The 26,878-nt window shown below is 69.6% G+C and carries 25 protein-coding genes; 17 read left to right on the top strand and 8 right to left on the bottom strand.

Annotated elements, in window-relative coordinates; genetic code table 11:
* Nucleotides 1-185: 185 nt before the first annotated feature.
* From RM609_RS30095 to RM609_RS30060, 8 genes are all read left to right on the top strand, one after another.
* The gene (locus tag RM609_RS30095) at nt 186-2,309 is read left to right on the top strand and encodes a S9 family peptidase (RefSeq protein ID WP_311615040.1); all 2,124 of its coding nucleotides are present in this window, start codon (nt 186-188) and stop codon (nt 2,307-2,309) included.
* Nucleotides 2,310-2,529: 220 nt separating this feature from the next.
* Complete coding sequence (locus RM609_RS30090; RefSeq protein ID WP_438828571.1) at nt 2,530-3,552, top strand: ABC transporter permease; 1,023 nt, start codon at nt 2,530-2,532, stop codon at nt 3,550-3,552.
* Between the two features lie 81 nt (nt 3,553-3,633).
* Complete coding sequence (locus RM609_RS30085) at nt 3,634-5,433, top strand: ABC transporter substrate-binding protein (RefSeq protein ID WP_311615038.1); 1,800 nt, start codon at nt 3,634-3,636, stop codon at nt 5,431-5,433.
* Nucleotides 5,434-5,522: 89 nt separating this feature from the next.
* Nucleotides 5,523-6,500: an ABC transporter permease gene (locus tag RM609_RS30080; RefSeq protein ID WP_311615037.1), complete on the top strand. Its 978-nt coding sequence runs from the start codon at nt 5,523-5,525 to the stop codon at nt 6,498-6,500.
* A 124-nt stretch (nt 6,501-6,624) separates the two neighbouring features.
* Nucleotides 6,625-7,644, top strand: a complete 1,020-nt coding sequence (locus RM609_RS30075; protein ID WP_311615036.1) for an ABC transporter ATP-binding protein — start codon at nt 6,625-6,627, stop codon at nt 7,642-7,644.
* A gap of 11 nt (nt 7,645-7,655) precedes the next feature.
* Nucleotides 7,656-8,684, top strand: coding sequence for an ABC transporter ATP-binding protein (locus tag RM609_RS30070; RefSeq protein ID WP_311615034.1), 1,029 nt, complete (start codon nt 7,656-7,658; stop codon nt 8,682-8,684).
* Nucleotides 8,685-8,892: 208 nt separating this feature from the next.
* Nucleotides 8,893-8,976 carry a cittilin family RiPP precursor gene (locus RM609_RS30065; RefSeq protein ID WP_275126706.1) on the top strand — a complete coding sequence of 28 codons (84 nt, stop codon included), beginning with the start codon at nt 8,893-8,895 and terminating at the stop codon, nt 8,974-8,976.
* 87 nt (nt 8,977-9,063) lie between these two features.
* Nucleotides 9,064-10,395, top strand: a complete 1,332-nt coding sequence (locus RM609_RS30060) for a cytochrome P450 (protein WP_311615032.1) — start codon at nt 9,064-9,066, stop codon at nt 10,393-10,395.
* A 9-nt stretch (nt 10,396-10,404) separates the two neighbouring features.
* Here the strand turns inward: RM609_RS30060 and RM609_RS30055 are convergent, their stop codons facing one another.
* From RM609_RS30055 to RM609_RS30035, 5 genes are all read right to left on the bottom strand, one after another.
* Nucleotides 10,405-11,451, bottom strand: coding sequence for an ABC transporter ATP-binding protein (locus tag RM609_RS30055; protein WP_311615031.1), 1,047 nt, complete (start codon nt 11,449-11,451; stop codon nt 10,405-10,407).
* Nucleotides 11,432-12,427: an ABC transporter ATP-binding protein gene (locus RM609_RS30050; RefSeq protein WP_311615029.1), complete on the bottom strand. Its 996-nt coding sequence runs from the start codon at nt 12,425-12,427 to the stop codon at nt 11,432-11,434. Before RM609_RS30050 ends, RM609_RS30055 begins: the two co-directional genes overlap by 20 nt.
* A gap of 11 nt (nt 12,428-12,438) precedes the next feature.
* Nucleotides 12,439-13,353, bottom strand: a complete 915-nt coding sequence (locus tag RM609_RS30045; RefSeq protein ID WP_311615155.1) for an ABC transporter permease — start codon at nt 13,351-13,353, stop codon at nt 12,439-12,441.
* Nucleotides 13,354-13,459: 106 nt separating this feature from the next.
* Nucleotides 13,460-14,383 (bottom strand): ABC transporter permease, encoded by a 924-nt coding sequence (locus RM609_RS30040; RefSeq protein WP_311615027.1) that lies wholly within the window; start codon nt 14,381-14,383, stop codon nt 13,460-13,462.
* 29 nt (nt 14,384-14,412) lie between these two features.
* Complete coding sequence (locus tag RM609_RS30035; RefSeq protein WP_311615025.1) at nt 14,413-16,059, bottom strand: peptide ABC transporter substrate-binding protein; 1,647 nt, start codon at nt 16,057-16,059, stop codon at nt 14,413-14,415.
* A 215-nt stretch (nt 16,060-16,274) separates the two neighbouring features.
* On the opposite strand from RM609_RS30035, the gene RM609_RS30030 reads away from it, so the two are divergent.
* The 4 genes from RM609_RS30030 to RM609_RS30015 all read left to right on the top strand — a co-directional run bounded on the left by RM609_RS30030 (nt 16,275) and on the right by RM609_RS30015 (nt 20,700).
* Entirely contained in the window at nt 16,275-17,174 is a 900-nt protein-coding gene (locus tag RM609_RS30030) for an SDR family oxidoreductase (protein ID WP_311615024.1), read from the top strand.
* Between the two features lie 134 nt (nt 17,175-17,308).
* Nucleotides 17,309-17,689, top strand: a complete 381-nt coding sequence (locus RM609_RS30025) for a DUF6507 family protein (protein WP_311615022.1) — start codon at nt 17,309-17,311, stop codon at nt 17,687-17,689.
* Nucleotides 17,686-20,229: a hypothetical protein gene (locus tag RM609_RS30020; RefSeq protein WP_311615020.1), complete on the top strand. Its 2,544-nt coding sequence runs from the start codon at nt 17,686-17,688 to the stop codon at nt 20,227-20,229. The genes RM609_RS30025 and RM609_RS30020 overlap by 4 nt, the downstream gene beginning before the upstream one ends.
* 9 nt (nt 20,230-20,238) lie before the next feature.
* The gene (locus RM609_RS30015; RefSeq protein WP_311615018.1) at nt 20,239-20,700 is read left to right on the top strand and encodes a hypothetical protein; all 462 of its coding nucleotides are present in this window, start codon (nt 20,239-20,241) and stop codon (nt 20,698-20,700) included.
* A 141-nt stretch (nt 20,701-20,841) separates the two neighbouring features.
* On the opposite strand, the gene RM609_RS30010 is transcribed toward RM609_RS30015, so the two are convergent.
* Nucleotides 20,842-21,279, bottom strand: coding sequence for a hypothetical protein (locus tag RM609_RS30010; protein WP_311615016.1), 438 nt, complete (start codon nt 21,277-21,279; stop codon nt 20,842-20,844).
* Between the two features lie 71 nt (nt 21,280-21,350).
* Between RM609_RS30010 and RM609_RS30005 the strand changes: the two genes are divergently transcribed.
* Nucleotides 21,351-22,763, top strand: a complete 1,413-nt coding sequence (locus RM609_RS30005; RefSeq protein WP_311615014.1) for a DUF6177 family protein — start codon at nt 21,351-21,353, stop codon at nt 22,761-22,763.
* Between the two features lie 42 nt (nt 22,764-22,805).
* Nucleotides 22,806-23,720 carry a GDSL-type esterase/lipase family protein gene (locus RM609_RS30000; protein ID WP_311615012.1) on the top strand — a complete coding sequence of 305 codons (915 nt, stop codon included), beginning with the start codon at nt 22,806-22,808 and terminating at the stop codon, nt 23,718-23,720.
* A gap of 9 nt (nt 23,721-23,729) precedes the next feature.
* On the opposite strand, the gene RM609_RS29995 is transcribed toward RM609_RS30000, so the two are convergent.
* Complete coding sequence (locus RM609_RS29995; protein WP_311615010.1) at nt 23,730-24,107, bottom strand: hypothetical protein; 378 nt, start codon at nt 24,105-24,107, stop codon at nt 23,730-23,732.
* A gap of 516 nt (nt 24,108-24,623) precedes the next feature.
* Between RM609_RS29995 and RM609_RS29990 the strand changes: the two genes are divergently transcribed.
* The 3 genes from RM609_RS29990 to RM609_RS29980 all read left to right on the top strand — a co-directional run bounded on the left by RM609_RS29990 (nt 24,624) and on the right by RM609_RS29980 (nt 26,074).
* Nucleotides 24,624-25,220 (top strand): XRE family transcriptional regulator, encoded by a 597-nt coding sequence (locus tag RM609_RS29990; RefSeq protein ID WP_311615008.1) that lies wholly within the window; start codon nt 24,624-24,626, stop codon nt 25,218-25,220.
* Nucleotides 25,217-25,450 (top strand): DUF397 domain-containing protein, encoded by a 234-nt coding sequence (locus RM609_RS29985; protein WP_311615006.1) that lies wholly within the window; start codon nt 25,217-25,219, stop codon nt 25,448-25,450. The genes RM609_RS29990 and RM609_RS29985 overlap by 4 nt, the downstream gene beginning before the upstream one ends.
* Before the next feature lie 135 nt (nt 25,451-25,585).
* Entirely contained in the window at nt 25,586-26,074 is a 489-nt protein-coding gene (locus tag RM609_RS29980; RefSeq protein ID WP_311615004.1) for a YbaK/EbsC family protein, read from the top strand.
* Nucleotides 26,075-26,142: 68 nt separating this feature from the next.
* On the opposite strand, the gene RM609_RS29975 is transcribed toward RM609_RS29980, so the two are convergent.
* Nucleotides 26,143-26,760 carry a LysE family translocator gene (locus RM609_RS29975; protein ID WP_311615153.1) on the bottom strand — a complete coding sequence of 206 codons (618 nt, stop codon included), beginning with the start codon at nt 26,758-26,760 and terminating at the stop codon, nt 26,143-26,145.
* Nucleotides 26,761-26,878 lie beyond the last annotated feature (118 nt).

Genomic DNA, 26,878 nt, shown 5'->3' with positions numbered 1-26,878 from the left:
TCGAGCGGATGGCATACGAATGCCCGAGGGCACGCGGACGCCCGGGGGTTCATACCCACTATGCGCGAGCGATCATAACTTTCCGTGCGCGTGCATGACTCGGAGCACAGGAGCAAACACGGGGCGCACGGCGAGTTCTCGCCGTCTTGGGTGAACCCGGTGGTAAGGCCCGTAGGCTCCCCCGCATGACCGGACAGCTCTCGTTTCCCCGTCAGCACGCCCGTACTCAGCGCTTCACCCTGGGCGCGCCGCGTTCCTTCAGCGTCTCCCCGGACGGCACGCGTGTCGTCTTCCTGCGCTCCCGCGCGGGCACCGACCGGGAGAACGTCCTGTGGGTGCTGGATCTGGAGGAGGGCCGGGAGTACCCGGCCGCCGATGCGTACGCGCTGCTGGAAGGCGCGGACGAGGAGCTGTCCGCCGAGGAGCGGGCACGTCGCGAGCGCAGCCGCGAAGGGGCGGCGGGCATCGTGGGGTACGCGGTTGACGCCGCGGTGGAGGTGGCCGCGTTCGCGCTCTCCGGACGGCTGTTCTCCGCCGAGCTGCGGAGCGGCACGGTCCGCGAGCACCACGTTCCGGGCCCGGTGAGCGACCCCCGGCCGTCCCCCGACGGCCGCCACGTGGCGTTCGTCGCGCACAACTCCCTTCGGGTGGTGGAGGTGGGCGGCGGCGACCACGACCGGATCCTGGCCGAGCCGGACGGCGGGACCGTCTCCTGGGGGCTGGCGGAGTTCATCGCGGCCGAGGAGATGGACCGTTCGCGCGGCTTCTGGTGGTCGCCGGACAGCGACGCGCTGCTGGTCGCCCGCGTGGACGACGCGCCCGTGCGCCGCTGGTGGATCGCCGACCCGGCCCACCCGGAGGCGGCGCCCGCCGAGGTCGCCTACCCGGCGGCCGGCACCCCCAACGCGGAGGTGTCGCTCTCCCTGGCGGGCCTGGACGGCACGCGGACGGACATCGAGTGGGACCGCGAGCGCTTCCCCTATCTCGCGCGGGTGCACTGGTCGGCCGACGGGCCGCCGCTGCTGCTCGTCCAGGCCCGTGACCAGCGGACCCAGGTGTATCTGACCGTCGACACGGCCTCCGGGGCCACGCGGGTCCTGCACACGGACGAGGATCCGAAGTGGCTTGAACTTTTCGACGGTGTGCCCGCGTGGACGCCCGCCGGGGAGCTGCTGCGGATCAGCGACGAGAGCGGGGCCCGGATCCTCATGGCCGGCGACCGGGCGCTGACGGGACCGGATCTTCACGTGCTGGCGGTGCTGGACATCGGGGAGGACGACATCCTGATCTCCGCCTCCGCCGGAGCGGAAGCCTCCGACCCGGAACTGGGCGAGGCCCATGTGTACCGGGTCGGCGAGCGGGGCGTGGAGCGCGTCTCGGAGGGCCGGGGCCGGCACTCGGCGGTCCGTACGGGCGCGGTGACCGTCCTGGCGTCGGCGGACCCGGAGCGGCCCGGGACGGAGGTCCGGGTGCTGCGCGACGGCAAGCAGATCTCGTCCGTGGTCTCCCACGCCGAGACGCCGGTCCTGGCCGCCCGGCCCCGGTTCGTCTCGGCGGGCGCCCGGCGGATCCCCACCGCCGTGCTGCTGCCGAGCGGCTACAAGGAGGGCGACGGCCCGCTGCCGGTACTCATGGACCCCTACGGTGGGCCGCACGGGCTGCGCGTCGCCGCCACGCACAACGCCCATCTGACCTCGCAGTGGTTCGCCGACCAGGGCTTCGCGGTCGTCGTCGCGGACGGCCGGGGCACCCCGCACACTTCGCCGGCCTGGGAGAGGGCCGTCCACGAGGACTTCGCGGGCGCGACTCTGGACGACCAGGTGGAGGCGCTGCACGCGCTGGCGGAGGAGTTCCCGCTGGACCTCGGCCGGGTGGGTATCCGCGGCTGGTCGTACGGCGGCTATCTGGCGGCCCTCGCGGTGCTGCGCCGTCCCGACGTCTTCCACGCCGCCGTGGCGGGCGCGCCGGTCACCGACTGGCGGCTGTACGACACCCACTACACCGAGCGCTATCTGGGCATGCCCGAGGAGCGGCCGGAGGTGTACGCGCGGAACTCCCTGGTCACCGACGACGGTCTGTCGTCGCCGGCGGATCAAACCCGTCCGCTGATGATCGTCCACGGTCTCGCGGACGACAATGTGGTCGCCGCGCACACCCTGCGGCTGTCCTCGGCGCTGCTGGCGGCGGGCCGTCCGCACGAGGTGCTGCCGCTGTCGGGCGTGACGCACATGACCCCGCAGGAGCAGGTGGCGGAGAATCTTCTGCTACTCCAAGTGGACTTCCTCAAGCGGTCGTTGAAGATCACCTGACCCTCTCGGGGTGACACGGGCGCGGCGTGCTTGACCTGCTGTCAAGCACGCCGCCACCTCAATACGCACAACCTTCGCTCAAGATGCGGGAGAAGACCGCATCCCACGCACCGGCCCCCTTGACTGCACCGCGCGCCCATTGCGAAAGTCCGCTCAGCTCACCCGTGTTGGTGATTGCCACTAGTGGCCGTGGTGACGAGAGTTGCGGGGGATGTGCGCGATGACGAGTCCTTCCCAGAGCCCTTCCGAGGCGCCTCCCCCGACCCCCCCGCCCCCCGAGGCCGCCGTCGCGGGGACGGCCGGTCTCGTGGGCCGATCGCCCGGACAGCTGATGTGGCGGCGCTTCAAACGCGACCGCACCGGCGTCGTATCCGCCTGGATCGTGCTGTTCTTCTTCGTGGTCGCGGTGGCGGCCCCGCTGATCTCCCTGCTCTACGGCAAGGACCCCACCACGACGTACGGGCTCAACGAGACCGGGCTGCTCAATCAGTACGGTTATCCGGTCCGGCCCAACGGCGGGATCTCCGGGGAGTTCTGGTTCGGCATCGAGCCGACCCTGGGCCGCGACGTACTCACCCAGCTCGTCTACGGCATCCGCACCTCGCTGCTGATCGCCGCCGCGGCCACCGTGCTGTGCGTGCTCACCGGCATCGTGGTCGGGGTGACCGCCGGGTACGTCGGCGGCCGGACAGACTACTTCCTGGGCCGTTTCATCGACCTGCTGCTGGCCTTCCCGGCCCAGCTGTCGTTCGTCGCCTTCACGCCCGTCGTCTACTCGCTCTTCGTCAGCCCCGGCAAGGAGACCCCCACCTATCTGCGGGTGATCACCCTGATCCTGGTGCTGTGGGTGCTGGGCTGGATGGGGCTCGCGCGGCTGCTGCGCGGGCAGGTGCTCAGCCTGCGGGAGCGGGAGTTCATCGAGGCGGCGAAGGTCACCGGCGCCTCGCCCTGGCGGATCATCACCAAGGAACTGCTGCCCAACCTCTGGACGCCGATCCTGGTGCAGGCGACGCTGATGCTCCCCACCACCGTGACGATCGAGGCGGGGCTGTCCTTCATCGGCGTGGGGATCCTGGAGCCCACGCCCGACTGGGGCCGGATGTTCGCCAACGGCGCCAAGTATTACGAAAGCGACATCACCTATATCTTCTTCCCCGGGCTCGCGATGATCGTCTTCGTGGTCGCCTTCAATCTGCTCGGGGACTCGGTCCGGGACGCCTTCGACCCCCGGACCCGACGCTGACGGCCCACCGGCCACGCGTCACTGCCATGACATGTCACGATCCGTCCGGCGAACAGGCAGGTGCAGCGATCCATGACTCGTATGTCAAGGTCCCTCAGGTCAAGAGTCCGGCTCTCGGCCGTCGCCGTGGCAGCGGGCGCCGTGGTGCTCTCCGCGTGCAGCAGCGGAGGCGGTGGCGGCGGGGACGGTGACAAGAGCCAGGGGCCGGGCGAGGACAAGACCAGGTCCGCCAACTACTCCATCGGCACCAAGGCCGACTCCACCGGCCCCGCCCCCGAGGTCCAGGGCGCGAAGAAGGGCGGCACGGTCGGCGTCCTCCAGCGCGACGCCTTCAACCACCTGGACCCGGGCCAGATCTACTACGCGGACGTCCTCACCAACCAGATGCTCTACAACCGCACCCTGACCTCCTACAAGACGGACGACAAGGGCCGGGTCAAGGTCGTCGGCGATCTGGCCACCGACGCGGGCGCGGCCTCGGACGGCGGCCGCACCTGGAAGTTCACCCTCAAGGACGGGCTGAAGTTCGAGGACGGCTCGCCGATCACGTCCAAGGACATCCGCTGGGGCGTCGAGCGGCTCTACGCCTCCTTCGAGACGGACGGCCCCCTCTACATCCCCCAGTGGCTCTCCGGCGACGGCAACGACTTCCGCAAGGCGCTGCCCGACGGCCCCTACAAGGGACAGCACCTGCCGGCGTCCGTCCTGGACACCCCGGACGACAAGACGGTGATCTTCCACTTCCGCACGCCGCACGCCGACACCCCCTTCGCCACCGCTATGCCCAACATCGGCCCGGTCAAGGCCGAGAAGGACACCCAGCAGAAGTACGACAACGCGCCCTTCTCCTCCGGCCCGTACAAGGTCGGCGACTACAAGGTCGGCAAATCCCTCACCCTCGTTCGCAACGATCAATGGGATCCGAAGACGGACCCCATCCGCCACCAGTACGCGGACAGGTTCGAGATCAGCTTCGGCCACCAGTACGCCGACTCCACCCGGCGCTTCCTGGCCGACCAGGGCGGCGACAAGAACACCATGTCGTTCAGCAACGCCGTCGCCCCGGAGATGACGGAGAAGGTCCTCGCCCAGGCCGACACCAAGAACCGCCGGCTGCTGGAGATCCAGCCGTACGTCGACTACATCAGCTTCAACACCGACCGCCTCAAGGACGTAAGGGTCCGCAAGGCCCTTGCCTACGCCATGCCCAACGGGCAGATCCTCCAGCAGAACGGCGGGGCGACCGCCGGGGTGCTCGCCACCAACTTCCTCTCCCCCGCCATGGACGGCTACCAGCCGACCGACCCCTTCGGGAAGAAGGCCAAGCCCGCCGGCGACCCCGACAAGGCCAAGGAGCTGCTGAAGGAGGCCGGAAAGCTCGGCCAGGAGGTCGTCTACGCCTACGCCAATACCGACGTCCAGCAGAAGGTCCAGGTGGTGGTCGTCCAGGCCCTGGAGCGGGCGGGCTTCAAGGTGCAGCGCAAAGAGATCGACTCCAACGTCTGGCGCACCGAGATCGCGAAGGTGAAGAACGACTACGACCTCTACCGCACCTCCTGGGGCGCGGACTGGCCGGTCTCCTCGACCGTCGTCCCGCCGCTCTTCGACGGCCGGCAGATCGCCGACGGCGCCCAGAACTACGGCCACCTCAACGACCCCAAGGTGAACGCGGAGATCGACCGCATCAGCGCCCTGCCCGATGTGAAGCAGGCGGCCCCCGCGTGGCAGAAGCTCGCCGACAAGGTCCTCACCGAGGACGTGCCGGGCGTGCCGACCTTCTACAACAACCAGTTCTCGCTGTGGGGTTCGAACCTCGGCGGGATCAAGTACCACCCGGTGTACGGGACCGTCGACCCGACCGCCGTGTTCGTGAAGCAGTGACCGCGGGGCGGGACGGGCCCGGCGCCCGTCCCGCCCTCCCTCTTCCCCTCTCCCCGTCTTCCCGGACGCCTGGACGAAGAACGCGAGCCATGCTGAGATTCCTCGCCCGCCGAACCCTCGGCGCGATCGTCATCATCCTGCTGATCAGCGCGATCACGTTCTTCCTCTTCTTCGCGCTGCCCTCCGAGCCCGCCCTGATGTCCTGCGGCAAGAACTGCACCGCCGACTCCCTCGCGGTGATCAACAAGAACCTGGGCCTCGACCAGCCCGTGCCCGTCCAGTACTGGCACTACATGGTGGGCATCTTCGCCGGCCGCGACCTCACCGTCGGCCACTGCCCGGCCCCCTGCTTCGGCTACTCCTTCTCCAACCAGCAGCCGGTCTGGGGCACGATCGTCGACCGCTTCCCCACCACGCTGTCCATCACCCTCGGCGGCGCGGCCGTCTTCCTGACCGTCGGCGTGGGCATCGGCATGCTCGCCGCCGCCTTCCGGGGCACCTGGATCGACAAGGCCGTCAGCTCCCTGTCCCTCCTCGGCAACGCCCTCCAGATCTACTTCGTGGGCGTCATCGCGCTGGCCGTGCTGGTCAGCGGGCTGCACTGGATGGACAACCCCGCCTACTACCCGATCACCGACAACCCGGTGAAGTGGTTCACGGGCATGATCATCCCCTGGCTGGTGCTCTCCATCATCTTCATCGCCAACTACAGCCGGATGACCCGCTCCCAGATGATCGAGCAGCTCGCCGAGGACCATGTGCGCACCGCGCGCGCCAAGGGCCTCGGCAGACGCGCGGTCTTCTTCCGCTACGCGTGGCGCGGGGCGATGGCGCCGATCGTCACCATCTTCGGCATCGACCTGGGCTCGCTGTTCGGCGGGGCGATCATCACGGAGTTCACCTTCAGCCTCCACGGGCTGGGGCGGCTCGCGGTCTCCTCCGTCAGCGAGACGGACCTGCCGACGCTGATGGCCGTGATGCTCGTCGGCTGCACGGCGATCGTCATCGCCAACATCGTCGTCGACGCGGCGTACGCGTTCATCGACCCGAGGGTACGGCTGGCGTGACGGCGAGCCCTGCGGGCCGCTCTCCCCGTTTCCGCTCCTTCCCGCGCCGCCGGACGGACTGCCGGCCCGTCCGGCGGGGGCGCCGCCCCGTACCAGCCACAGCCCACCCGCCGTCAGGAGCCCCATGGCAACCCCCTTCCTCTCCGTAAGAAATCTCCGCATCCGCTTCCGCACGGAAGACGGCACCGTCCACGCCGTCGACGACCTCTCCCTCGACCTCCACCGCGGCCGCACCCTCGGCATCGTCGGCGAGTCCGGCTCCGGCAAGTCCGTCACCGGCCTCGCCGTGCTGGGGCTCCACGAGCCGCGCAGCACCGCGATCGAGGGCGAGATCCTCCTCGACGGCCAGGAGATGACCGCCGCCGCCGAGTCCGTCCTGGAGAAGCTCCGCGGCGACAAGGTCGCGATGATCTTCCAGGACTCGCTGACCGCCCTCTCGCCCTACTACACCGTCGGCCGGCAGATCGCCGAGCCCTTCCGCAAGCACACCGGCGCCTCCCGCCGCGACGCGCGCCTGCGCGCGGTCGAGATGCTGGAGAAGGTCGGCATCCCCAACGCCGCGCTGCGCGTGGACGACTACCCCCACCAGTTCTCCGGCGGGATGCGGCAGCGCGCGATGATCGCCATGGCCCTGGTCTGCGACCCCGAGCTGCTGATCGCCGACGAGCCCACCACGGCCCTCGACGTCACCGTCCAGGCGCAGATCCTCGATCTGCTGGGGGACCTCCAGCGGCAGTCCGGTTCGTCGATCATCCTCATCACCCACGACCTGGGCGTCGTCGCCAACACCGTCGACGACCTGCTGGTGATGTACGCGGGCCGCGTCGTCGAGCGCGGCCCGGTCCGCGAGGTGCTGCGCGAGCCCTATCACCCCTACACCTGGGGCCTGTTGGGCTCGATGCCGCGTCTCACCTCGGACGTGGACGCGCCGCTCACCCCCATTCCCGGCACCCCGCCGAGCCTGCTGGCGCCGCCGCCCGGCTGTCCGTTCCGGCCGCGTTGCGCGTACGCCTCCCTCGTCGGGGGCGACCGGTGCGAAACGGAACGCCCGGAGGCGCCGGCGGGCCGCGGCGCGGCCTGCCATCTCACGGCCGGACAGCGGCAGACCGTCTTCACCGAGCAGATCAGGCCCCGACTGGGCTGAGGAGCGCCTTTATGACCCACAGCATTCCCCCGCAGGACGGCCGGCAGCCGCTGCTCGTCGCCGAGGGCCTGACCAAACACTTCCCGATCATGGGCGGTTTCCCGGTGAAGCGGAAGGTCGGCGCCGTCCAGGCGGTGGACGGGATCGACCTGACCGTACGGGCCGGGGAGAGCTTCGGCCTCGTCGGCGAGTCCGGCTGCGGCAAGTCCACGACGGGCCGGCTGCTGACCCGGTTGCTGGAGCCGACGGCCGGCCGGATCCACTACCGGGGCGAGGACATCACCCACGCCGACCGCAGACGGCTGGCCCCGATCCGCTCCGAGATCCAGATGATCTTCCAGGACCCCTACTCCTCGCTGAACCCCCGGCAGACCGTCGGCAAGATCATCTCCGGGCCCATGGAGATCAACGGCATCGATCCCCCGGGCGGCCGCGAGGCCCGGGTGCGCGAGCTGCTGGAGGTCGTCGGCCTCAGCCCCGAGCACTTCAACCGCTTCCCGCACGAGTTCTCCGGCGGCCAGCGGCAGCGCATCGGCGTGGCCCGCGCGCTGGCGCTGGAGCCCAAGGTGATCATCGCGGACGAGCCGGTGTCGGCCCTGGACGTCTCCATCCAGGCGCAGGTGGTCAATCTGCTGGCCCGGCTCCGGCGGGAGCTGGGCATCGCGTTCCTGTTCATCGCCCACGACCTGGCCGTCGTACGGCACTTCTCCCAGCGCGTGGCGGTGATGTACCTCGGCAGGATCGTGGAATCCGGCGACCGCGACGACATCTACCGCCGCCCCCGCCACCCGTACACCCACGCGCTGCTGTCGGCGGTGCCGGAGGCGACGGACACCGAGGGAACGTCCCGGGAAAGGATCCGGCTGACCGGGGACGTCCCCTCCCCGATCCTGCCGCCGTCCGGCTGCCGCTTCCGTACGCGCTGCTGGAAGGCGCGGGAGACGTGCGCGGAGGAGGTGCCTCCTCTGGTGCCGGCCGAGGGCGACGGGGAGGGGCATCTGACCGCGTGCCACTTTCCCGAGTTCCGGCCCGGCCCGTAATGAGAGGCTCCGGGTTACGGTGAAGGAGCGCGCGAAACCGGCGCACAGCAAGCGGAACACCACCCGCCGAACCATGCGCGCGGGATCCCTGTCAACTCTTGTTATCCCAGAGGCACATGCCTACTGTCTCACCATCGCAGAGCGGTGGTGGCCACACCAGGAAGCGATCCCTCAGGGAATCGACGAGCTCGAGAAGGAGGTGCACGCCATGCGCAAGATGATCCTCACCGGGGCCCTTTTCGCCCGGCTCACTCGTAAGGACCGCCTCACCCTGCCGTACTCGTACTACTAAACCGGCACGGTGACCTCAACCGGTGGCCGCGGCAGCGATGCCGCGGCCACCGGCCTTTCCGTCCACCGACCGACCTGCGAGGCGTCCATGACCACTGCCGCTTCCCCCGGTGCCGACGCCGGCACCGGCATCCCGGGCCCGGGCGGGGACAAGTACCTGGGAAATCTCCACGCGTTCAGCACGGACCCGCTCGGCTTCCTGACCGAGTGCTCCCGCACCTACGGGGACGTGGTGCGGCTCGGCGCCAACAATGTGCTGCTGACCTCGCCGGGCGACGTCGAACGGATGCTGGTCGACCGGAACGCCAAGTTCTCCAAGGCCAGCGCGGACACCCGGCGCGGCTCGCGCCGCCAGGGCTTCCCGCTGTCGACCATGAACAGCGACGGCGCCACCTGGCAGGCCAAACGGCACCGGATGCAGCCCGCCTTCGGCCGCAGACTCTCCACCAAGGCGGCCGAGATCGTCGCCGACCAGGGCGAGCGCATGCTCGCCGGCTGGCACTCCGGCGCCTCACGTGACCTCCAGGCCGACGTCTCCGTGCTGACACTGCGGCTGGTGACGTCGCTGATGTTCGGCGACGAGTTCGGCGAGGAGGACACCGCGGAGATCGCCCGGCTGGTCTCCCCCATCATGGACCTGTCCACCTCCCCCGTGCTGCTGCCCGAATGGGTGCCCACCCCGCGCAAGCTGCGCATCCGGCGCTCGATGGCCCGCGTCGACCGCACCCTGCGCGCCCTCGCCGCCTCCCCCGCGGCCGCCGACCCCGACCGGGCGCCCGTCCTCCACGCGCTCGTCCACGGCGACCCGCCCCCGACCCCGGACGAGCTCCGCGACGAGCTCGCCACCCTGATCATGGCCGGGTTCGAGACGACGAACGACGCCGTCGTCTGGACGAGCGTCCTCCTCGCCCAGCACCCCGAGATCGCCGAACGGGTACGGGCGGAGGCCGAGGCCGCCTTCGCCGCCACCCCGGCCGGGCTCGCCCGCATGGAGGCTCTGCCGTACACCAACGCGGTGGTCCGCGAGTCCCTGCGGCTCTACTCGCCGGTCTGGCTGACCAGCCGGGACGCCATGGAGGACATGGAGTTCAGCGGCCACCTGATCCCCGCCGGGACGACGGTGACCGTCAGCCAGTGGGTCGCCCACCGCGACCCCCGCCACTGGGAGGACCCCGAGGAGTTCCGCCCCGAGCGCTGGACGGGCAAGGGCCCGTCGGTGCCCCGCGGTTCGTACTTCCCCTTCGGCCTCGGGCCGCGCGTCTGCATCGGCGCGGCGGTCGCGACGACGGAGACGGTGCACATCGTCGCGGACATCTGGCGCCGCTACCGCCTGGAGCTCATCCGCCCGGAGCGGATCCACCCACGGCCGGCGCTGGCGCTCCAGCCGATGGGGGTGGAGGTCGTCCCGAGGGAGTGGTAGCCGGGGGCCTCACTCCCGCGGAACGACGCTCCTCTCCTCCGCGTAGTGACAAGCCGACGCGTGCGCCACCGCTCCCCCGCCCCGAAACCACTCCGGCACCTCCAGCCCCGGCACAACCTCCGCGCACTTCTCCCGCGCCTTCCAGCACCGCGTACGGAAGCGGCACCCCGAAGGCGGGTCCGCCGGGGACGGGATGTCACCACTCAGCAAGATCCGTTCGCGCCGCTCCCGCGCCAGCGGATCCGGTACCGGCACAGCGGAAAGCAGCGCCTGCGTGTACGGATGCGTGGGGTGGTCGTAGATCTCCCGGTCCGTTCCCACCTCCGCGAAGCGCCCGAGGTACATCACCGCGACCCGGTCGGAGATGTGCCGCACCACCGACAGGTCGTGCGCGATGAAGACGTACGACAGCTCGAACTCCTCCTGGAGCCGCGCCAGCAGGTTGACCACCTGTGCCTGCACCGAGACGTCCAGCGCCGAGACCGGTTCGTCGGCCACGATCACCTCGGGCCGCAGCGCCAGTCCCCGCGCGATGCCGATCCGCTGCCGCTGGCCCCCGCTGAACTGGTGCGGATAGCGGTTGATGTGCTCCGGGCTGAGCCCGACCACGTCCAGGAGCTCCCGCACCCGCTGCCGCCGGCTGCCCTTGGGCGCGGCCTCGGGGTGGATCTCGAAGGGTTCCCCGACGATGTCGCCGACCGTCATCCGGGGGTTGAGCGAGGTGTACGGGTCCTGGAAGACCATCTGGATGTTGCGGCGGACGGCCTTCAGCGCACGCCCGGACAGCCGGGTGATGTCCTCGCCCTTGTAGAGGATCCGCCCGGCGGTCGGCCGCTCCAGGTGGACGAGCAGCTTGGCGACGGTGGACTTGCCGCAGCCGGACTCCCCCACGATGCCGAGCGTCTCGCCGCGCCGCAGTTCGAAGGAGAGGTCGTCCACGGCGTGGACGGCGCCGACCTGCTTCTTGAAGAGGATGCCCCGGTGCAGCGGGTAGTGCTTGACCAGGTCTCTTACCTCAAGGATCGACTCACCGCCGTCAGCTCTCACCGGACTCACCGAGGGTCTCCTTCCAGAAGTGGCAGGCGCTGCCGCGCCCCGGGGCCACGTCGAACAGCGGTGGCCGGTCGGTGCGGCAGATGTCCTGGGCCAGGGGGCAGCGCGGGTTGAAGGGGCAGCCGGGCGGGATGGCCGTGAGGCTGGGCGGCATGCCCTTGATCGCGTAGAGCTCCCGGCCCTTGTGGTCCAGGCGGGGGATGGAGTCCAGCAGGCCCTTGGTGTACGGGTGGGCGGGCGCGGCGTAGAGCTCGCGCACGGGGGCGGTCTCGACGATGCGGCCCGCGTACATCACCGCGATCCGGTCGGCGACGTCGGCTACGACGCCCAGGTCGTGGGTGATGAGGATGAGCCCCATGTCGTACTCGCTCTGCAACTCCGCCAGCAGGTCCATCACCTGCGCCTGGACGGTGACGTCCAGCGCGGTCGTCGGCTCGTCGGCGATGATCAGGTCCGGCTCCAGGGCCAGCGCCATCGCGATCATGATGCGCTGACGCATTCCACCGGAGAACTGGTGGGGGTAGTCCCCGGCGCGCTCCTTCGCCGCCGGGATGCGGACCCGGTCCATCAGCCGGACGGCCCGGGCGCGGGCGTCCTTGCGGGTCATGCCCTCGTGGACCTCGTACATCTCGCCGAGCTGGGCGCCGACGGTCATCACGGGGTTCAGCGCGGAGAGCGCGTCCTGGAAGATCATGGCCAGCTTGGCGCCGCGGATCCGGCGGCGGTGCTCCTCGCCCATGGTGAGGAGGTCACGGCCGCGGAAGAGGACCTCGCCGCCGGTGACCCAGCCGGGCGGCGAGTCGAGGATGCCCATGACGGCCTGGGCGGTCACGGACTTGCCGGAGCCGGACTCGCCGAGCACCGCCAGGGTCTCGCCGGCGGCGACGGAGTAGCTGACGCCGTTGACGGCCTGGGCCACCCCGTCCCGGGTGCGGAACTCCACGCGCAGGTCGCGTACGTCGAGCAGTGCAGTCGTCATGTCGCATTCCCTCAGCGCAGCTTGGGGTCGAGGGCGTCGCGCACCGCGTCGCCGAGCATGATGAACGCGAGCACCGTGATGCTCAGCGCCCCCGCCGGCCACAGCAGCATGTGGGGGGCGTTGCGGATCTGGATGGAGGCGTTGGAGATGTCGATCCCCCAGGAGACGGTGGGCGGCCGGAGGCCGACGCCGACGAAGGACAGGGTCGCCTCCAGCGCGATGTAGGTGCCCAGCGCGATGGTCGCGACGACGATGACGGGCGCGACGGCGTTGGGCGCGATGTGGCGGAGCAGCAGGCGCGCGTTGCCGGCGCCGAGGGCGCGCGCGGCCTGGACGTAGTCGTGCTGTCTGGCGCCGACGACCGAGCCGCGGGCGATCCGGGAGATCTGCGGCCAGCCCAGCAGCACGATGAAGCCGACGACCGGCCAGACGGAGCCGCTGGGGACGACGGAGAGGAAGACGAGTCCGCCGAGGATGATCGGGATGCCGAAGAAGATGTCGGCGAGCCGGGAGAGCAGCGCGTCCCACCAGCCGCCGTAGAACCCGGCGAGCCCGCCGAGCACGCTGCCGAGCAGCGCGGCCCCGGCGGTGGCGCAGACGCCGACGGTGATGGAGGCCCGCGCGCCGTAGATCGTACGGGTGTAGACGTCGCAGCCCTGGGTGTCGAAGCCGAAGGGGTGGCCGGGCGCGGGGCCGTCCTGGGCCTTGGCGAGGTCGCAGCTGAGCGGGTTGCCGCCGGCGACGGCGCCCGGCCAGATGGCGATGAGGGCGAGGAAGGCGATGACGAGCGCGGAGACGATGAAGACGGGGTTGCGGCGCAGGTCGTGCCAGGCGTCGGACCAGAGGCTGCGGGCCTTGCCGCTGCCGGCGCCGCCGGGGACGGGGCCGTTCTCGAGGGTCGCCGCGTCGCTGGTGGCCAGGGTCATGGCGCCGCCGTCGCCGGGTGTGATGGTGGCGTTCGGGTCGGAGGGGTCGGCGTAAGGGGGCACCGGCGGGCCTTGGGGCGGTCCTGGGGAAAGTGGGGGCGGCGTGTCAGGCATAGCGGATCCTCGGGTCGAGCACGGCGTAGAGGAGGTCGACGAGCAGGTTCGCCATGAGGAAGACGATGACGAGGATGGTCACGAAGCCGACGACGGTGGGCGAGTTCTGCCGGAGGATGCCCTGGTAGAGCTGGAAGCCGACGCCGTGGATGTTGAAGATCCGCTCGGTGACGATGGCGCCGCCCATCAGGGCGCCGATGTCGGTGCCGATGAAGGTGACGACGGGGATGAGGGAGTTGCGCAGCAGGTGCCGGGTGATGACGCGGTGCCGGGGCAGGCCCTTGGCGATGGCGGTGCGGAGGTAGTCGGCACGGGAGTTCTCGGCGATGGAGGTGCGGGTGAGGCGGGTGACGTAGGCGAGCGAAGTGAGGGCGAGCACGACGCCCGGCAGGAGGAGTTCGTCGAAGGGCGCCTCGGGCGATACGGACGGTGAGACCACCGCCCATTTGACGCCGATGAGGTACTGGAGCACATAGCCGCTGACGAAGGTCGGCACGGAGACCACGATCAGGGTGAGCAGCAGCACGGAGGTGTCCAGGGAGCGGCCGCGGCGCAGTCCGCTGAGGAGGCCGAGGGTGACGCCGATGACGATCTCGAAGAGGATGGCGACGATCGTGAGGCGTACGGTCACGGGGAAAGCGTCGGCCATCAGCTCCAGGACCTCCTGACCGTTGAAGGCGGTGCCGAAGTCGCCGGTGAGGATCTGCCCCATGTAGTGGGCGTATTGGAGCCACAGGGGCTTGTCGAGGTAGAGCTCCTGGCGGATGCGCGCGGCGGTCGCGGGGTCGGGCGCCTTGTCGCCGAAGAGCGCGGCGATGGGGTCGCCGAGGGCGTACACCATGAGGAAGATCAGGAACGTGCTGCCGATGAACACGGGGATCATCTGGAGCAGCCGCCGGATCACATACCGTCCCATCAGGACTCCGGATTCGTTCGGCCGAGGGGCTACTTGACGGTGATCCGCTCGTAGACGGGCACACTGAAGGGGTTGAGCTCGACGTCGGTGATGTCGGTGGAGTAGCCGGCGCTGCCGTTCTGGTACCAGAGCGGGATGGCGGGCATCTGGGCGGCGAGGATCTTCTCCGCCTGCTGGAACTTCGCGACGGCCTTGGCCGTGTCGGATTCGGCGTTGGCCTCGTCGACGAGCTTGTCGAAGCCCTTGTCGCTGAACTTCCCGTAGTTGGAGGAGGCGTCGGTGTAGTAGAGCGGCTGGAGGAAGTTCTGGACGAGCGGGTAGTCCATCTGCCAGCCGGAGCGGAACATGCCGGTCATCCGGTGGTCGGTGATCTGGTTGCGGAAGTCGGCGAAGGTGCCGACGGGGTCGACGGTGCAGGCCTGGTCCTTGCCCAGGGCGTTGTTGATGCTGTTGCAGACGGCGTCCATCCACAGCCGGTGGGAGCCGGTGTCGACGTTCGAGGTGATGGTGACCCGGCCGCCGGGGAGCCCACCGCCGTCCTCGATCAGCTTCCTGGCCCGGGTGGGGTCGTAGCCGCAGGCCTCCCCGCACAGCCCTTCCTTGTAGCCGCCCTTGGCGCCGAGGACGGGTGAGGTCCAGTCGGTGGCGGGGGTGCGGGTCCGCCGGTAGATCTGCTCGGTGATCTGCTTGCGGTCGATGGCCATGGACAGGCCCTGGCGGACCTTCTCCATGCCGGGCTTGTTCCAGGCGGGGTCGTACATCGGGAAGACGAGGGTCTGGATGATGCCGGCGGGCTGGTTGATGTAGCGGTCGCCGAGGTCCTTCGCGACGTTCTTCAGCTGGGCGCTGGGGATGTCGTCGACGAGGTCGATGTTGCCGGCCTGGAGGTCGGTGTAGGCGGTGTTGTTGTCGGTGTAGACCCGTAGCTCCACTCCGCTGTTGCGGGCCTTGTCGGGCCCCGCGTAGCGGTCCCAGCGGGTGAGCCTCATCTGGGAACCCTTGGTGTACGAGTCGATGAGGTACGGCCCGTTGCCGATGGGCTTCTTCAGCCATTTCTCGTGCTGGTCGTAGAAGGCCCTGGGCAGCGGCGCGTAGGCGGAGTAGCCGAGGGTGTCGGGCCAGGTGGAGAACGTGGTGCGCAGGGCGACGGTGAAGGTCCGCTCGTCCTTGACGGCGAGGCCGGAGAGGGTCCTGGCGGTGGGGGACCCGGCGGCGGGGTGGACCTTGTCGTAGCCCTCGATGTCCTGGAAGAAGGAGGCGTTCTTCTGTTTGTTGTCGACGAGGGCGGCGTAGTTCCAGGCGTCGACGAAGGATCTCGCGGTGACCTTCTCGCCGTCGCTGAAGGTCCAGCCGTCCTTGACGGTGATGGTGAAGTGCCGCTGGTCGGGGCTCGCGATCTTCTCGGCGACCATGTTGACGGCGGCGCCGGTGCGGGGGTCGTAGGCCTTCAGCCCGCGGAAGATCATGTTGAGGACCTTGCCGCCCTGCACCTCATTGGTGTTGGCGGGCTCCAGCGGCCCCTGCGGATCCCCCCACGAGGCCCGTACGGCCCCCACGGCGGTGCCGCCCCCGCCCCCGCCGCAGCCACTCGTCGCGCCCGCCAGCAGGGCGACGGCCGCGCAGCAGGCGAGCCCGGCGGCGGCCCTGGCGCGTGTGCCTCGACCGCGTGGCCGCATGGGTGCCTCCTTGGGTGGGCGGGGTCCGAATGGGGTCGAACACCCCCAAATAACACCTCATGCGATGTCAGGTTGTGACTCTTCCCAAGGGGTTTGTCATAGAAACCGCCCATATGCGGGAGTGACGATGGCCGCCGGGTGGGGGCAGGGATAGGAGGCACGGCAGGGGGGCTCCACCGCACGAGAGCACACGAGAGCGCACGAGAGGTCCCGGGATGCCCGCCACCACCGCCCCCCCCCACCCCCCCCAACCCCCCCACCCGCCGCACCCCCACAAGACCTGGTTCATCACCGGCACCTCCTCGGGCATCGGCCGCCAGCTGACCGAGCTGCTGCTCGTCCGGGGCTGCCGCGTCGCCGCCACGGCGCGGCGGACCGAGACCCTGGACGACCTCGCGGCGGAGCACGGTGACCGGCTGCGGGTCCTCTCCCTGGACGTCACCGACACGCCGGCCGTCCGGCGGGTCGTCGACGAGGCGTTCGCGGCGTTCGGCCGTATCGATGTCGTGGTGAACAACGCGGGCTACGGGCTCTTCGGCGCGGCCGAGGAGCTGACGGACGAGCAGATCGCCCGGCAACTCGCCACCAATCTCACCGGCTCGATCCAGGTGGCCCGGGCGGCGCTGCCCCACCTGCGGGAGCAGGGCGGGGGCCGGATCGTCCAGATCTCCAGCATCGGCGGCCAGATCGCCTTCCCGTTGCTGAGCCTGTACCACGCCACCAAATGGGGCATCGAAGGGTTCTTCGAGTCGCTGCGCCAGGAGGTCGCCCCCTTCGGCATCCAGACCACGATCGTCGAACCGGGCGCGATCCGTACCGCGTTCATCGACCGGGGCCTCGACCAGGCGGCTCCCCTGGAGGCGTACGAGGCCACCGACCTGGGCGAGTTCCGCCGCAGCATGCTGGCCGGCACCGCGATCGACCCCATCGGCGACCCGGCGAGACTGGCCCGCGCCGTCATCGACAGCGCGGACCAGGACCCGGCACCGAGCCGTCTCGTCCTCGGCAGCGACGCGTACGAGATGGGGCGGACGGCGCTGACGCAGCGGCTGGCCGACCTGGAGGCGCAGCGGGGCGTGGCGTACTCGACGGACGCGGAGGACGGGCGGGGCTGAGGGGACATTCGACGCCGACTGACGCGCCCGGGCGCCGGGAAACAGGATTGTCAGTCGGTTATGGCAGGGTGTCACGTACAGCCATCGGCTACAGACATCGACGGTGTGGCGGGGATCGGGGACAGGGGGGCTCCATGACGGCGTGGGACATCCGTCCGGCTGAGGTGGGCGGAGTACTGAGCAGGACGGCGACGGCGGCCGAGGGCCTGTCGAAGGCGGGCGAGAGCGTGCAGAAGACCCTGCCGAGCGCGGCGACGGCGGCGGGCACGATCAGCGGCATGGTCTGCGGCCCGGTGCCGAGCGGCCCTGTCGCGGGGGCATTGGCGGAGTTCGCCAACAAGTGGTCGAGCGACCTGACCTACATCGCCAAGCGCACGGCCGCCTCGCTGAACGGCGCGTCCGAGGCCACGCGCCATTACGTCGAGGGTGATGTGGAGATGGCCGCGACCGCCCAGAGCGATGCCCTGAAGGAGCCCAAGATAGACATGCCCGGGCAGGACGGTGGCAAGAAGTGAGCGACGAGGAACTCATCGTCCCCTCGGGCATACCCCAGTTCACCGGTAACGTCGACACGCTGGTGTCCGACGCGAAGACACTGGCCTCGGACGCCAAGGGCTTCCGCGACTCGGGCGCGTCCGTCCACTCCACGTTCCAGGGCCTCCAGGCCTGCTACAAGGCACCGGAGGCGGAGAAGCTCTTCGCGACGACAGCACCGGTGGCGACGAAGGCCGGCGCGTTCGCGAGCGACCTCGAGAAGGTCTCCGGCGCGCTGAGCACGTACGCGACCGAGATACGCCCGCTGGCCAAGAAACTCGGCGACCTCAAGGACGAGGCCACGGCCTTCGTCAAGAGCGTCGAGGGCGACGACCACTGGCGCCGGGACAAGAAGAAGGTCGACCACAACAACAACCTGTGGCGCAGCGTCAACGCCACCGTCGCCGCCTTCACCGACGCCGAGCGCGCCTGTCACGACACGATCGTCGCCCTGGTCGGCGGGGAGAAGCTCACCGTCGACGACGGCTCCCACAAGCCGAACATGTACGGCTACAAGGCGAGCGACCTCGATCACGCCGAGTCGACGCCGTGGGGCTCGATGGCGGAGCGCGAGTACACGGGCATCGCCTGGCTGGGCCACCAGATCAAGAGCTTCGTCTGGGACGGCTTCATCGTCGACGGCGTCTGGGGCACGATCAAGGGCCTGGGCACCCTCGTCGGCACCGACGGCTGGGACAAGGCCGGCCAGGCCTGGACGGGCCTGGCCAAACTCGCCACGGGCCTGGCCATCACCGCCTCACCCCTCGGCGCCGCCTACTGGATGACCCCCGACGACAAACTCCCCAGCTGGCTGCGCGACTCGCGCACGGCGATGAAGGAGACGGGCAAGGCCCTCGTCGCCTACGACCAATGGGGCAAGAACCCGGCCCGCGCGGCCGGCGGGGTCACCTTCAACGTTCTCACCACGGTTTTCACGGGCGGATCGGGCGCGGCGGCAAAGGGTGGCGCTGTCGCGAAGACGGTCGGCGCGCTGAGCAAGGTCGCCAAGGTCGTCGACCCGATGACGTACGTGGGCAAGGCGGGCAAGTTCACCTTTGTGAAGGTGGGCGACCTGATGTCGGGCCTGAAGAACCTCCGGGTGGGCTCGACGGTCCATATCGCCGAAGAAACGTTCAAGCTCCCGGCGGAGGGTGCGGCCCTTCCCAAGCGCCCGCCGAACCTGCCGGAGAGCGCGGTCCCGTTCCTCGCCGACGGCGACAAGGTCGTCTACCTCGACAAGGGAAGCAGCCGCTTCTTCGACGCACAGGGCAAGGAGCTCCAGGCCGCGACGAAGGAACTCTCGGCCGACGAACGCGCCGCCGCAGCCGCGAAGTCGCGCGAGGCGCAACCGCAGCCGCACTCCACGGTTTCGGAGCACGAAAAGGTCCCGGTCGCGGCGGGCGTCCACGCGGGCGGCGAGGCGACGTCGTCGGCGACGCGCGGCGGGGAGCACGTGCCGCCGGGCGGTCACGGTCCGGGCGGCGGCTCGGCGGGGCACGTACCGGGCGAGCCTGGCGGGCACCTACCGGGTGGCGGCGCCGGAGGGCACGTCCCCGGAGGACCGGCCGGCCACACGCCGGGCGGGTCCGCGCAGCACGTACCGGACGGCAGCGCCGGCGGCCACGTGCCGGGGGGCGCTGCCCACGACCTCGGCCGGGGGCCGTCCGCGAGCCACGAGGTTCCGGGCGCGACTGGTAGAAGCGGTGGCGGCCACGCGTCGACACACCCTCCTGGCGGAGGCAGCCACGAGGTACCCGGCTCGGGCCACGGCACGCCCTCCCAGTCCGGTCACGGCGCCCCTTCTTCCGGCACAAGCGGACATAGCGGCGGAGGTGACGCCCGCCCGAGCAATGCCCACGAGGGCGGTAACTCGCACAACGCCACACCGGGGCACTCGGATCATCATGGCGATCACCCTCTTGACGCAGCCTCACATGAGCCGGCTGAGCACGCAGCAGAAGCACACCCTCAAGACGCGACCCATCAACCACATGTCGACAGCCCTGGGCATGAGCCCGATCTGTCACGCCCGGCGCTTCCCCCGGGCAGGGGCGGGCTCACGCTCGAAGAAGTCCGAAAAATGCGGGACAAGAAGACCCGCTGGTCGGCGGGAGAAGAATTCCACCGCAGCATGTATGGCGGCGGCGCCGAACGCCATTATCCGGTCGCCACGAACACGGATCCTGAATTCCCCGTCACCGCCAAGGGCGGAAGAAAGGTCGACGTCCCGGTGGACCTGCCGGACGGCCGCACCCTCGCCGTCGAGGTCAAGACTTATCAGGAGTTCCGTACGATCAAGTTCGCGGACGGCACCAGCAGGGCCGAGCGCGTCGAAGTTCCACTGAGCAAGGGACTCAAGGAACAAATCAACAAGGACGTGGCGCTCCGCAAACTCGACCCGAAATTTGACCCTCGCTGGTCGTTTACTCACGCACCCCCGTCAACAGAGCTGCGCGAGTACCTACAAAAGGCGAAGATAATTTTCTTGGAGTATGAGACAATAACCCCGAAGAAGCGATAGGGGAATTCAGTGGAGAACGACACACCCAGGGCCCACCAGGCGGATCCCATCCGCTGGAGCGAGGGAGCTCGCCAGAACGCAGTCGCATTGGCAGAGATGCTCGGGACTACACCTGACGCCTATTCGACGGATCCGCTGATCCTACTGGTTGCACTCCAGAACTACGTCGACCGCCTCCCCCTGAGCGAGTTCGAGCAGTCCGACTGGATCACACTCCACACAGATCTGACCTCCTACCTGGCAGATGTCCTGATCCATCGATGCGGGGGAGCCTGGCGTGTCACTCACGACTCCACCGCTCCGCAGGGCTTCCGTTACGTGATCGAAGCCACCGGCCTCGATGGGGAACATCATCAAGTGGAGCCTTACGCAGTGGTGATGGAAGAGTTCCGGCACCCTCCGATCGAGATCACTCGAATGATCGCAAATGCGGAAGTGGCGCTCCACGTCACGCGTCTCCTGAACGACTGACCGGAGCGTAACGACCCAAAGAAGAGCCTTGAGGGCGTCGAAGTGAACCACCCCTTCGATGCCCTCAAGGACAGAAACGCAAGAACCGACCTTGTTACATGACTTGCCCGGCAAGTTCACTTTGCATGACTGGCGCCATCGTCAGAAAAGGTCGTAAGGAAACGCGACGGGTTCCGACTCGGCAACTTCAAGGGGCTGCCGGGCCACCACGCCGGCTTGGATCACCAGCAATTCAGGAACATGGTCCTCGTAATGCCGGAGCTGACCCACGGGATCGATAGAGGGCGAATGGGCAGCCAGGCGCCTCAACAAATCGTGCAGTTCAGGGAGTTCTTCGACATGCATCTCCTGTCTGACCGTCACGGACCAGCCCCGTCGTCCCCGCACCAGCTCGCCGAACAAGGCTCCGCCGATACGCGACGCGGAGCCACGGGCCGCAAGCAGGGGCTCGCACTCGAGATCGCCGTCCAAGGGATCCTCCCCCTGGAGGCCCATGTGCCATCGAAGGTCGTCAAGGACCTCGCCCGGCAGGGTGTCACCCAGCTCCCAGGCGAGCTGGAGCTCGTACAGATCACTCATGCGCGCCAGCCTAAAAGCCGCGCCATGGAGACGAACCCGGGCCTGTCGCCCCTGATCCACCAGGAAGGCACATGAAAGACGTCATAGCCCTCACCCCCAAGATGCCCGACTCCTGGGCCGTCGTGGCCGGGCTCTACGCGGGTGGGCCCGATGCCGAGGCCAGCGGGGTCAACGACGGGGCCGTCGTTCAGCTGCGGGCGGTGGATGGGCAGCCGCTCGTGTCCGTCGAGGCGCCGTTGCTCGTGCATGTGCCCGGTGAGGCGGAGCGGCTGCTCGGGGATGGGGTCGGGGCGCCTCCGGTGCCCTATTGGTGGACCGAGGTGCGGGCCTCGACCGCGTTGCCCGAGGCCGCGCCGCTCGCCGGGTCCGTGGCGGGGCGGTTGAGCATGCTGCTCGGCGGGGCGGTGTGGCCCGCCGAGGCCGCGTCGCTCGACGTCGTTCCCGTGGGTAATGGTGCCGGTGAGGTCACCGCCACCACCGACGAGGCCGGGCTCGCCGTCGACGTGCTCACCGGCTCCACCGCCGTCGTCCTCGCCGACCGGCCCGTCGTCCCCCTCAACGCCTGGATGTCCGAGGTCCTGCGAACCGTCGGCGCCGCCGGGCTCGCCCTCCAGATCGTCACACCGTCCCACGTACGCCTCAGCCTCCCCCTGCGTACCGCCCTCGCCGGTGCGCCCAATCGCTGGGTCGTCCAAGACAGCGGAAACCACTACTACGACGGGCTCTCCGGTGCGGAACTCCGCTGGGAGAACGGCACCTTCACCCCCGCCCGAACGGAAGCTGGCGAGACCCCCGTGGCCAAGCCGTTCTCGGACACCACGCCCACCACCGACCGGCAGCTGATCGCCTCCTTCCGCGTCCTGCACGAGCACGTCACCGACGACCTCGTCCTCGGCAGCGCCCTCCGCGCCGCCTGGACCGCGCTCACCGGCGCGGGCCCCGCGGGCTGGGGCACCGCCGAGCCCGTCAATCTCCCCTGGTCGAATGGGCAGTTGACCGCCCTCGCCCGCGAGCGCTCCCCCGAGCCCACCCACCTCCTCGCCGTCGGCCACCCCGACCGCCCGGCCCTCGCGACCCTCCGCGTCAGCCGCACCGAGGGCGGCGTGGCCGAGGACGTCACCCTCACCCTCGGCTACGGCCGGGACGAGACCCCGCCCCTCGACGCCGTCGAGCCCCTCGCCCGTACGCTCGCCGACGAGCACGGTCTCGTATCGCTCCTCGTCTCCCTGCGCCGGGGCCGCCGCGACCTCGCCGTGCCGCCGCGCTTCGAGGCCCCGCCGATCCCCGTCTCCTTCACGCTGGGCGCCGCCGACGTCCGCCGGACCGGCCTCGACCACGCGCTCCGCCCGCCGCTCGACCTCACCCCCCTGCGGCTGGGGCCCGCCGTCGTCCACTACCCCCTCGGCGACGGCACCGACGCCCAGGCGTGGACGGTGCTCCATCGGCTGTCCGCCCACCTCAAGGCCGTTCGGGCCGATGGTTAGGGTGGCTCGATCAGTTCTTGCAGAAAGGCCGAGCAGCCCACTGTGATCGAGTCACGCCCCCACACCCTGTTTTCCTTCGGCACGTTGCTGGACGAACGGGTCCAGAAAGAGCTTTTCGGCCGGTCCGTGCCCACTTCTCCGGCGTCGCTGGCCGGATATACGACCCGACCGATCCAGATCACCGACGAGTCCGTGATCGCCACCAGCGGCCTCGACGTCCACCTGACCCTGGAGCGCAGGATCGGCGCCGAGGTCGAGGGGGCCGTCCTGCACCTCACCGACGCGGACCTCGCCGCCGCCGACGAGTACGAGGTCGACGACTACGCCCGTCGGCGCGTACGTCTCTCCTCCGGGGAGACCGCCTGGGCCTACCTGGACGCGAACCCGCTCCGCCCGGCACAGCGCATCGTGATCGTGGGCGACAGCATCGCCTACGGGCGCTGCGATCCGCAGGGCGGATGGGCGGCCCGGCTTGCGACCGCCCACATCGCGGCGAACGAGCTCGCGCACCGGGTCTTCAACCTGGCCATCCCCGGCAGCACGCTGGTCGACGTCAGCGAGCAGACACCCGCACTGCTGGCCCCTCGCCTGCCCGACACCCTCCTCGTCGCCGCCGGCATCAACGACTCCGCGCTGCCGAACGGGCTGACGCACCTCGCGGACAGTCTCGGCTCGCTCGCCGCCACGGCCTTGAGCCACAACGCGCGGCTCGTCGTCGCGGGTCCGACGTGGCTCGACGAGGAACGCGCGCCTGTCTACGAGGGCCTGTGCTTCACCCGGGCCCGGGCGCTGGAACTGCGCGAGTCCCTGCGGGCCTGGTGCGACGAGAACCACGTCGACTTCCTCGACATGTGGGAGCCGCTGCGCGAGCGGACCCATCTGCTCGTCGACGGCCTCCACCCCGGCGCCGAGGGGCACGAGGCGCTCCATCAGCACCTCAGCGCCCTCGGCGGCTGAGCCCCTCGATCAGTCCGGGTGCGCCGCCCGCTGGTGCCGCCCCATGGCGGTCGCCAGCCGGGCGGCCTCGTCACGGTCGCCGACGTCGACGGCCCGGTAACGGCCCTGCTTGATCTCCCAGCAGACCCGGCACCGCGCGGGCGGGCTCACGGGCCCCGGGCCCGTCCCGAGCGCGGCCTCGCGGCGGCTCCGCTCGTTGACGTCCGCGACGCGCGCGCGGAGCGCGTCGCCCGTGTCGGCCGGGCGGAGATCGCCCGGCAGCGCTTCCCACTCCCGGCCGCCCCCGGGCGCCCTGAGCAACACCCGCCCGCCGACGACGGCCATGACCTCACCCACACGGTCCCGCCCCGCGTCGAGGACGATCGCCCCGACCTCCGGGGCGGTCACCGCCCGCCCTCCGGACAGCGGGGGACGAAGTCGATACCGTGCGCCGTCACCACCACGGGGGCGGCAGCAGCGCCGCAGCGGTGGCGAGTACGGCCGGAGCATGTGGGAGCACACAGCGCTCTCACCCATTCAAGGCATCGAATCATCAAGGTTGCCACTGTCTGTCGACCCCGCATCCTTTGCGTTGACCACGCTGACCACGCCCCGCGACCGTCGGCGGCCGTAGGGCTTCCATGCGCAGATCCTGCCGGGACGCAGAAGGCGTATTTACTGCCATGCACGGACAGTTGGGCCGTTCCAGCGCTACTGTCGGAGAACGCCCAAACGTCCGCAGGGGGTTCCTTGAACTCAGCTCTACGATCAGCTATGGCATCGGCCGGGCTGTCGCCCCGACAGCTCGCCCTCCGCGTCGGTGTCTCCGGCAAGACCGTGGAACGGTGGGTCGCGGACGAAGAGTTGATCCCGCATGCCAGAAACCGAGAAGACGCCTCAGCGGCGTTGGGAGTGGAAGCAGCGATGTTGTGGCCCAAGGCGGTCAGGGACCGTTTGAAGACCGGGAGCGACCAGGAAATCGTCCGTAGCTACCCGTACCGGTCCGCGTGCCCGTCCACCGTGTGGGGCGAGCTCATCTCCGACGCGACCGACGACCTGTTCTTCGGCGGATACACCTCCTACTTCCTGTGGAGCCATGTACCCGCCCTCCCCGACGTCCTGCGGCGGAAGGCCGCGAAGGGCTGCCGCGTCCGGTTCCTGATCGGCGACCCCGAAGGAAGCGTGACCACGCAGCGGGAGGAGATCGAGGACGTCGCCATGGCTGTGTCCACACGCATCAGGACGACCTTGGAGCAGTTGTCCAGAATGGGCCCGACGGAAGGCCTGGAAGCGCGGTTCTCCGCTCCTGCGGACGCCACGAACCACATCTCGCTGTCCGTCTTCCGCTTCGACGACGAAGCGCTCGTGACACCGCACCTGGCCACACAGGTCGGCCACGACTCGCCGCTGCTCCACCTGCGACGACGCGGGGAGCAGGGCATGTTCCACCGCTTCGTGGAGCACGCCGAGGAGTTGTGGTCCCGGAGCGTCCCCATTGAGCGGCTGGCACACAGCAGATGACCGATCCCACGCCCTACAACCAGGTGTTCGAACACACCGGCTGGCGCAAGAGCAGCTACAGCGGCGTCCAGAGCGACTGCATTGAGATAGCCGATGGGTTACCCGCCCTCACCCCCGTCCGTGACAGCAAGAACCCCCACGGACCCACCCTGCTCTTCGAGACCAGCGCATGGTCAACGTTCGTCCATGGCCTGAAGACCGGTCCCATCCGACCGCAGAACGCTCGGTGACGCATCGTCCGGCCCGAAGTCGCCCACAGGCCAACGCCGTACACCCAACGCGACCAGCGCGGACACCCGTCCAGCCACCCCCGCCCTCTGGCATACTCATGCATCCTGAAGCTACTTGAGTACACGGGTGGGGACATGAGTGAGCACGAGACCTACGAGAAGCTGATCGCCCTGCTCGACGAGCACGGCGCCGGCTACCGGGTGATCGAGCACGAGGCCGAGGGCGGGACCGAGGCCGTGAGCCGGTTGCGGGGGCACTCGCCGGCGGAGGCCGCCAAGTGCATCGTCGTCATGGTGAAGCTGGGCAAGAAGGAGAAGCGGTACGTGCTCGCCGTCGTGTCCGGCGACAAGCGCGTCGACCTCGCGGCGATCAAGGGGCTGCTCGGCGGGAGTTACGCCGGGTTCGCCTCGCAGGACGTCGCCGAGCGGCTCTCGCAGTGCGTGAGCGGGACGATCCTGCCGTTCTCCTTCGACCCTGAGCTGGAGCTGATCGTCGACCCGGCGCTGCTCGAGCACCCCGAGTTCTTCTTCAACGCCGCCCGTCTCGACCGCTCGCTCGCCCTCTCCAGCAGCGATTACCTCAAGGTCGCGGAGCCTCGGGTCGAGAGCATCGCTGTCGCCTGAGCCCCTCCCCTTCCAGTCCCCCCTTCCAGTCCCCCCCTCCGGTCCCCCTCGGGTCCCCTCCGGAGGAGTTACGTCGTCGTCGGCGTGAGCGCCAGCGCCACGCCGAGGCCGACGAGGACCGAGCCGATCACCCTGTTCAGCACCACCTGGCTGCGCAGCATCTTCGCCCGCAGCCGGTCGTTCGAGAAGAACAGCGCCGCCAGGGCGAACCACGCCAGGTGGGCCAGGGACATGAACAGGCCGTAGCCGATCTGACGCCAGACGGGCGTGTCCTGGTGGATGACCTGGGTGAAGGTGCTGAGTACGAACAGCGTGGTCTTCGGGTTCAGCGCATTCGTCAGGAATCCGGTGCGCAGGGCCTGGCCGGCGGAAATGGCGGGCCCGTCGGTGAGGTCGATGTCCAGCTGTGAGCGCTGGACGAAGGTCTTGCAGCCGACATAGACGAGATATCCCGCGCCGACCAGCTTGATGACCGTGAACACCGAGGGCGAATGGGCGATGAGCAGGCCCACGCCCAGAATCGTGTAGGTCACGTGCACCAGTACGCCGAGCGAGATGCCCACGGCGGAGAGAATTCCCGGAGTACGCCCGTACAAATAGCTGTTACGAACGGTCATCGCGAAGTCGGCGCCAGGGCTGATGACGGCCAGGACGGTGATGAGGGCGACGGCGAGAAGTTCGGCCATGGCTCCAATTCCGGCGGGTGGGGGGCGGGGCCGTGCCGTGGTGGGGCCGTGCAGCACCGACTCCTGGATGGGCTCGTATTGTCGCGCGACGCCACCGTTGAGCGTGTTGTATTCGACG

Origin of the sequence: Streptomyces hesseae (assembly GCF_031845785.1) — a bacterium.
Taxonomy (GTDB): Bacteria; Actinomycetota; Actinomycetes; order Streptomycetales; family Streptomycetaceae; genus Streptomyces; species Streptomyces hesseae.
The sequence above is the reverse complement of the archived record's forward strand: the minus strand, read 5'-3'. Positions and strand labels throughout refer to the sequence as shown.

Bases quoted from the DNA above. Each gene is read 5' to 3' on its own strand.
- RM609_RS30095 (WP_311615040.1), top strand. From the start codon at position 186: ATGACCGGACAGCTCTCGTTTCCCCGTCAGCACGCCCGTACTCAGCGC.
- RM609_RS30090 (WP_438828571.1), top strand. From the start codon at position 2,530: ATGACGAGTCCTTCCCAGAGCCCTTCCGAGGCGCCTCCCCCGACCCCC.
- RM609_RS30085 (WP_311615038.1), top strand. From the start codon at position 3,634: ATGTCAAGGTCCCTCAGGTCAAGAGTCCGGCTCTCGGCCGTCGCCGTG.
- RM609_RS30080 (WP_311615037.1), top strand. From the start codon at position 5,523: ATGCTGAGATTCCTCGCCCGCCGAACCCTCGGCGCGATCGTCATCATC.
- RM609_RS30075 (WP_311615036.1), top strand. From the start codon at position 6,625: ATGGCAACCCCCTTCCTCTCCGTAAGAAATCTCCGCATCCGCTTCCGC.
- RM609_RS30070 (WP_311615034.1), top strand. From the start codon at position 7,656: ATGACCCACAGCATTCCCCCGCAGGACGGCCGGCAGCCGCTGCTCGTC.
- RM609_RS30065 (WP_275126706.1), top strand. From the start codon at position 8,893: ATGCGCAAGATGATCCTCACCGGGGCCCTTTTCGCCCGGCTCACTCGT.
- RM609_RS30060 (WP_311615032.1), top strand. From the start codon at position 9,064: ATGACCACTGCCGCTTCCCCCGGTGCCGACGCCGGCACCGGCATCCCG.
- RM609_RS30050 (WP_311615029.1), bottom strand. From the start codon at position 12,427: ATGACGACTGCACTGCTCGACGTACGCGACCTGCGCGTGGAGTTCCGC.
- RM609_RS30045 (WP_311615155.1), bottom strand. From the start codon at position 13,353: ATGACCCTGGCCACCAGCGACGCGGCGACCCTCGAGAACGGCCCCGTC.
- RM609_RS30040 (WP_311615027.1), bottom strand. From the start codon at position 14,383: ATGGGACGGTATGTGATCCGGCGGCTGCTCCAGATGATCCCCGTGTTC.
- RM609_RS30035 (WP_311615025.1), bottom strand. From the start codon at position 16,059: ATGCGGCCACGCGGTCGAGGCACACGCGCCAGGGCCGCCGCCGGGCTC.
- RM609_RS30030 (WP_311615024.1), top strand. From the start codon at position 16,275: ATGCCCGCCACCACCGCCCCCCCCCACCCCCCCCAACCCCCCCACCCG.
- RM609_RS30025 (WP_311615022.1), top strand. From the start codon at position 17,309: ATGACGGCGTGGGACATCCGTCCGGCTGAGGTGGGCGGAGTACTGAGC.
- RM609_RS30010 (WP_311615016.1), bottom strand. From the start codon at position 21,279: ATGAGTGATCTGTACGAGCTCCAGCTCGCCTGGGAGCTGGGTGACACC.
- RM609_RS30005 (WP_311615014.1), top strand. From the start codon at position 21,351: ATGAAAGACGTCATAGCCCTCACCCCCAAGATGCCCGACTCCTGGGCC.
- RM609_RS29990 (WP_311615008.1), top strand. From the start codon at position 24,624: ATGTTGTGGCCCAAGGCGGTCAGGGACCGTTTGAAGACCGGGAGCGAC.
- RM609_RS29985 (WP_311615006.1), top strand. From the start codon at position 25,217: ATGACCGATCCCACGCCCTACAACCAGGTGTTCGAACACACCGGCTGG.
- RM609_RS29980 (WP_311615004.1), top strand. From the start codon at position 25,586: ATGAGTGAGCACGAGACCTACGAGAAGCTGATCGCCCTGCTCGACGAG.
- RM609_RS29975 (WP_311615153.1), bottom strand. From the start codon at position 26,760: ATGGCCGAACTTCTCGCCGTCGCCCTCATCACCGTCCTGGCCGTCATC.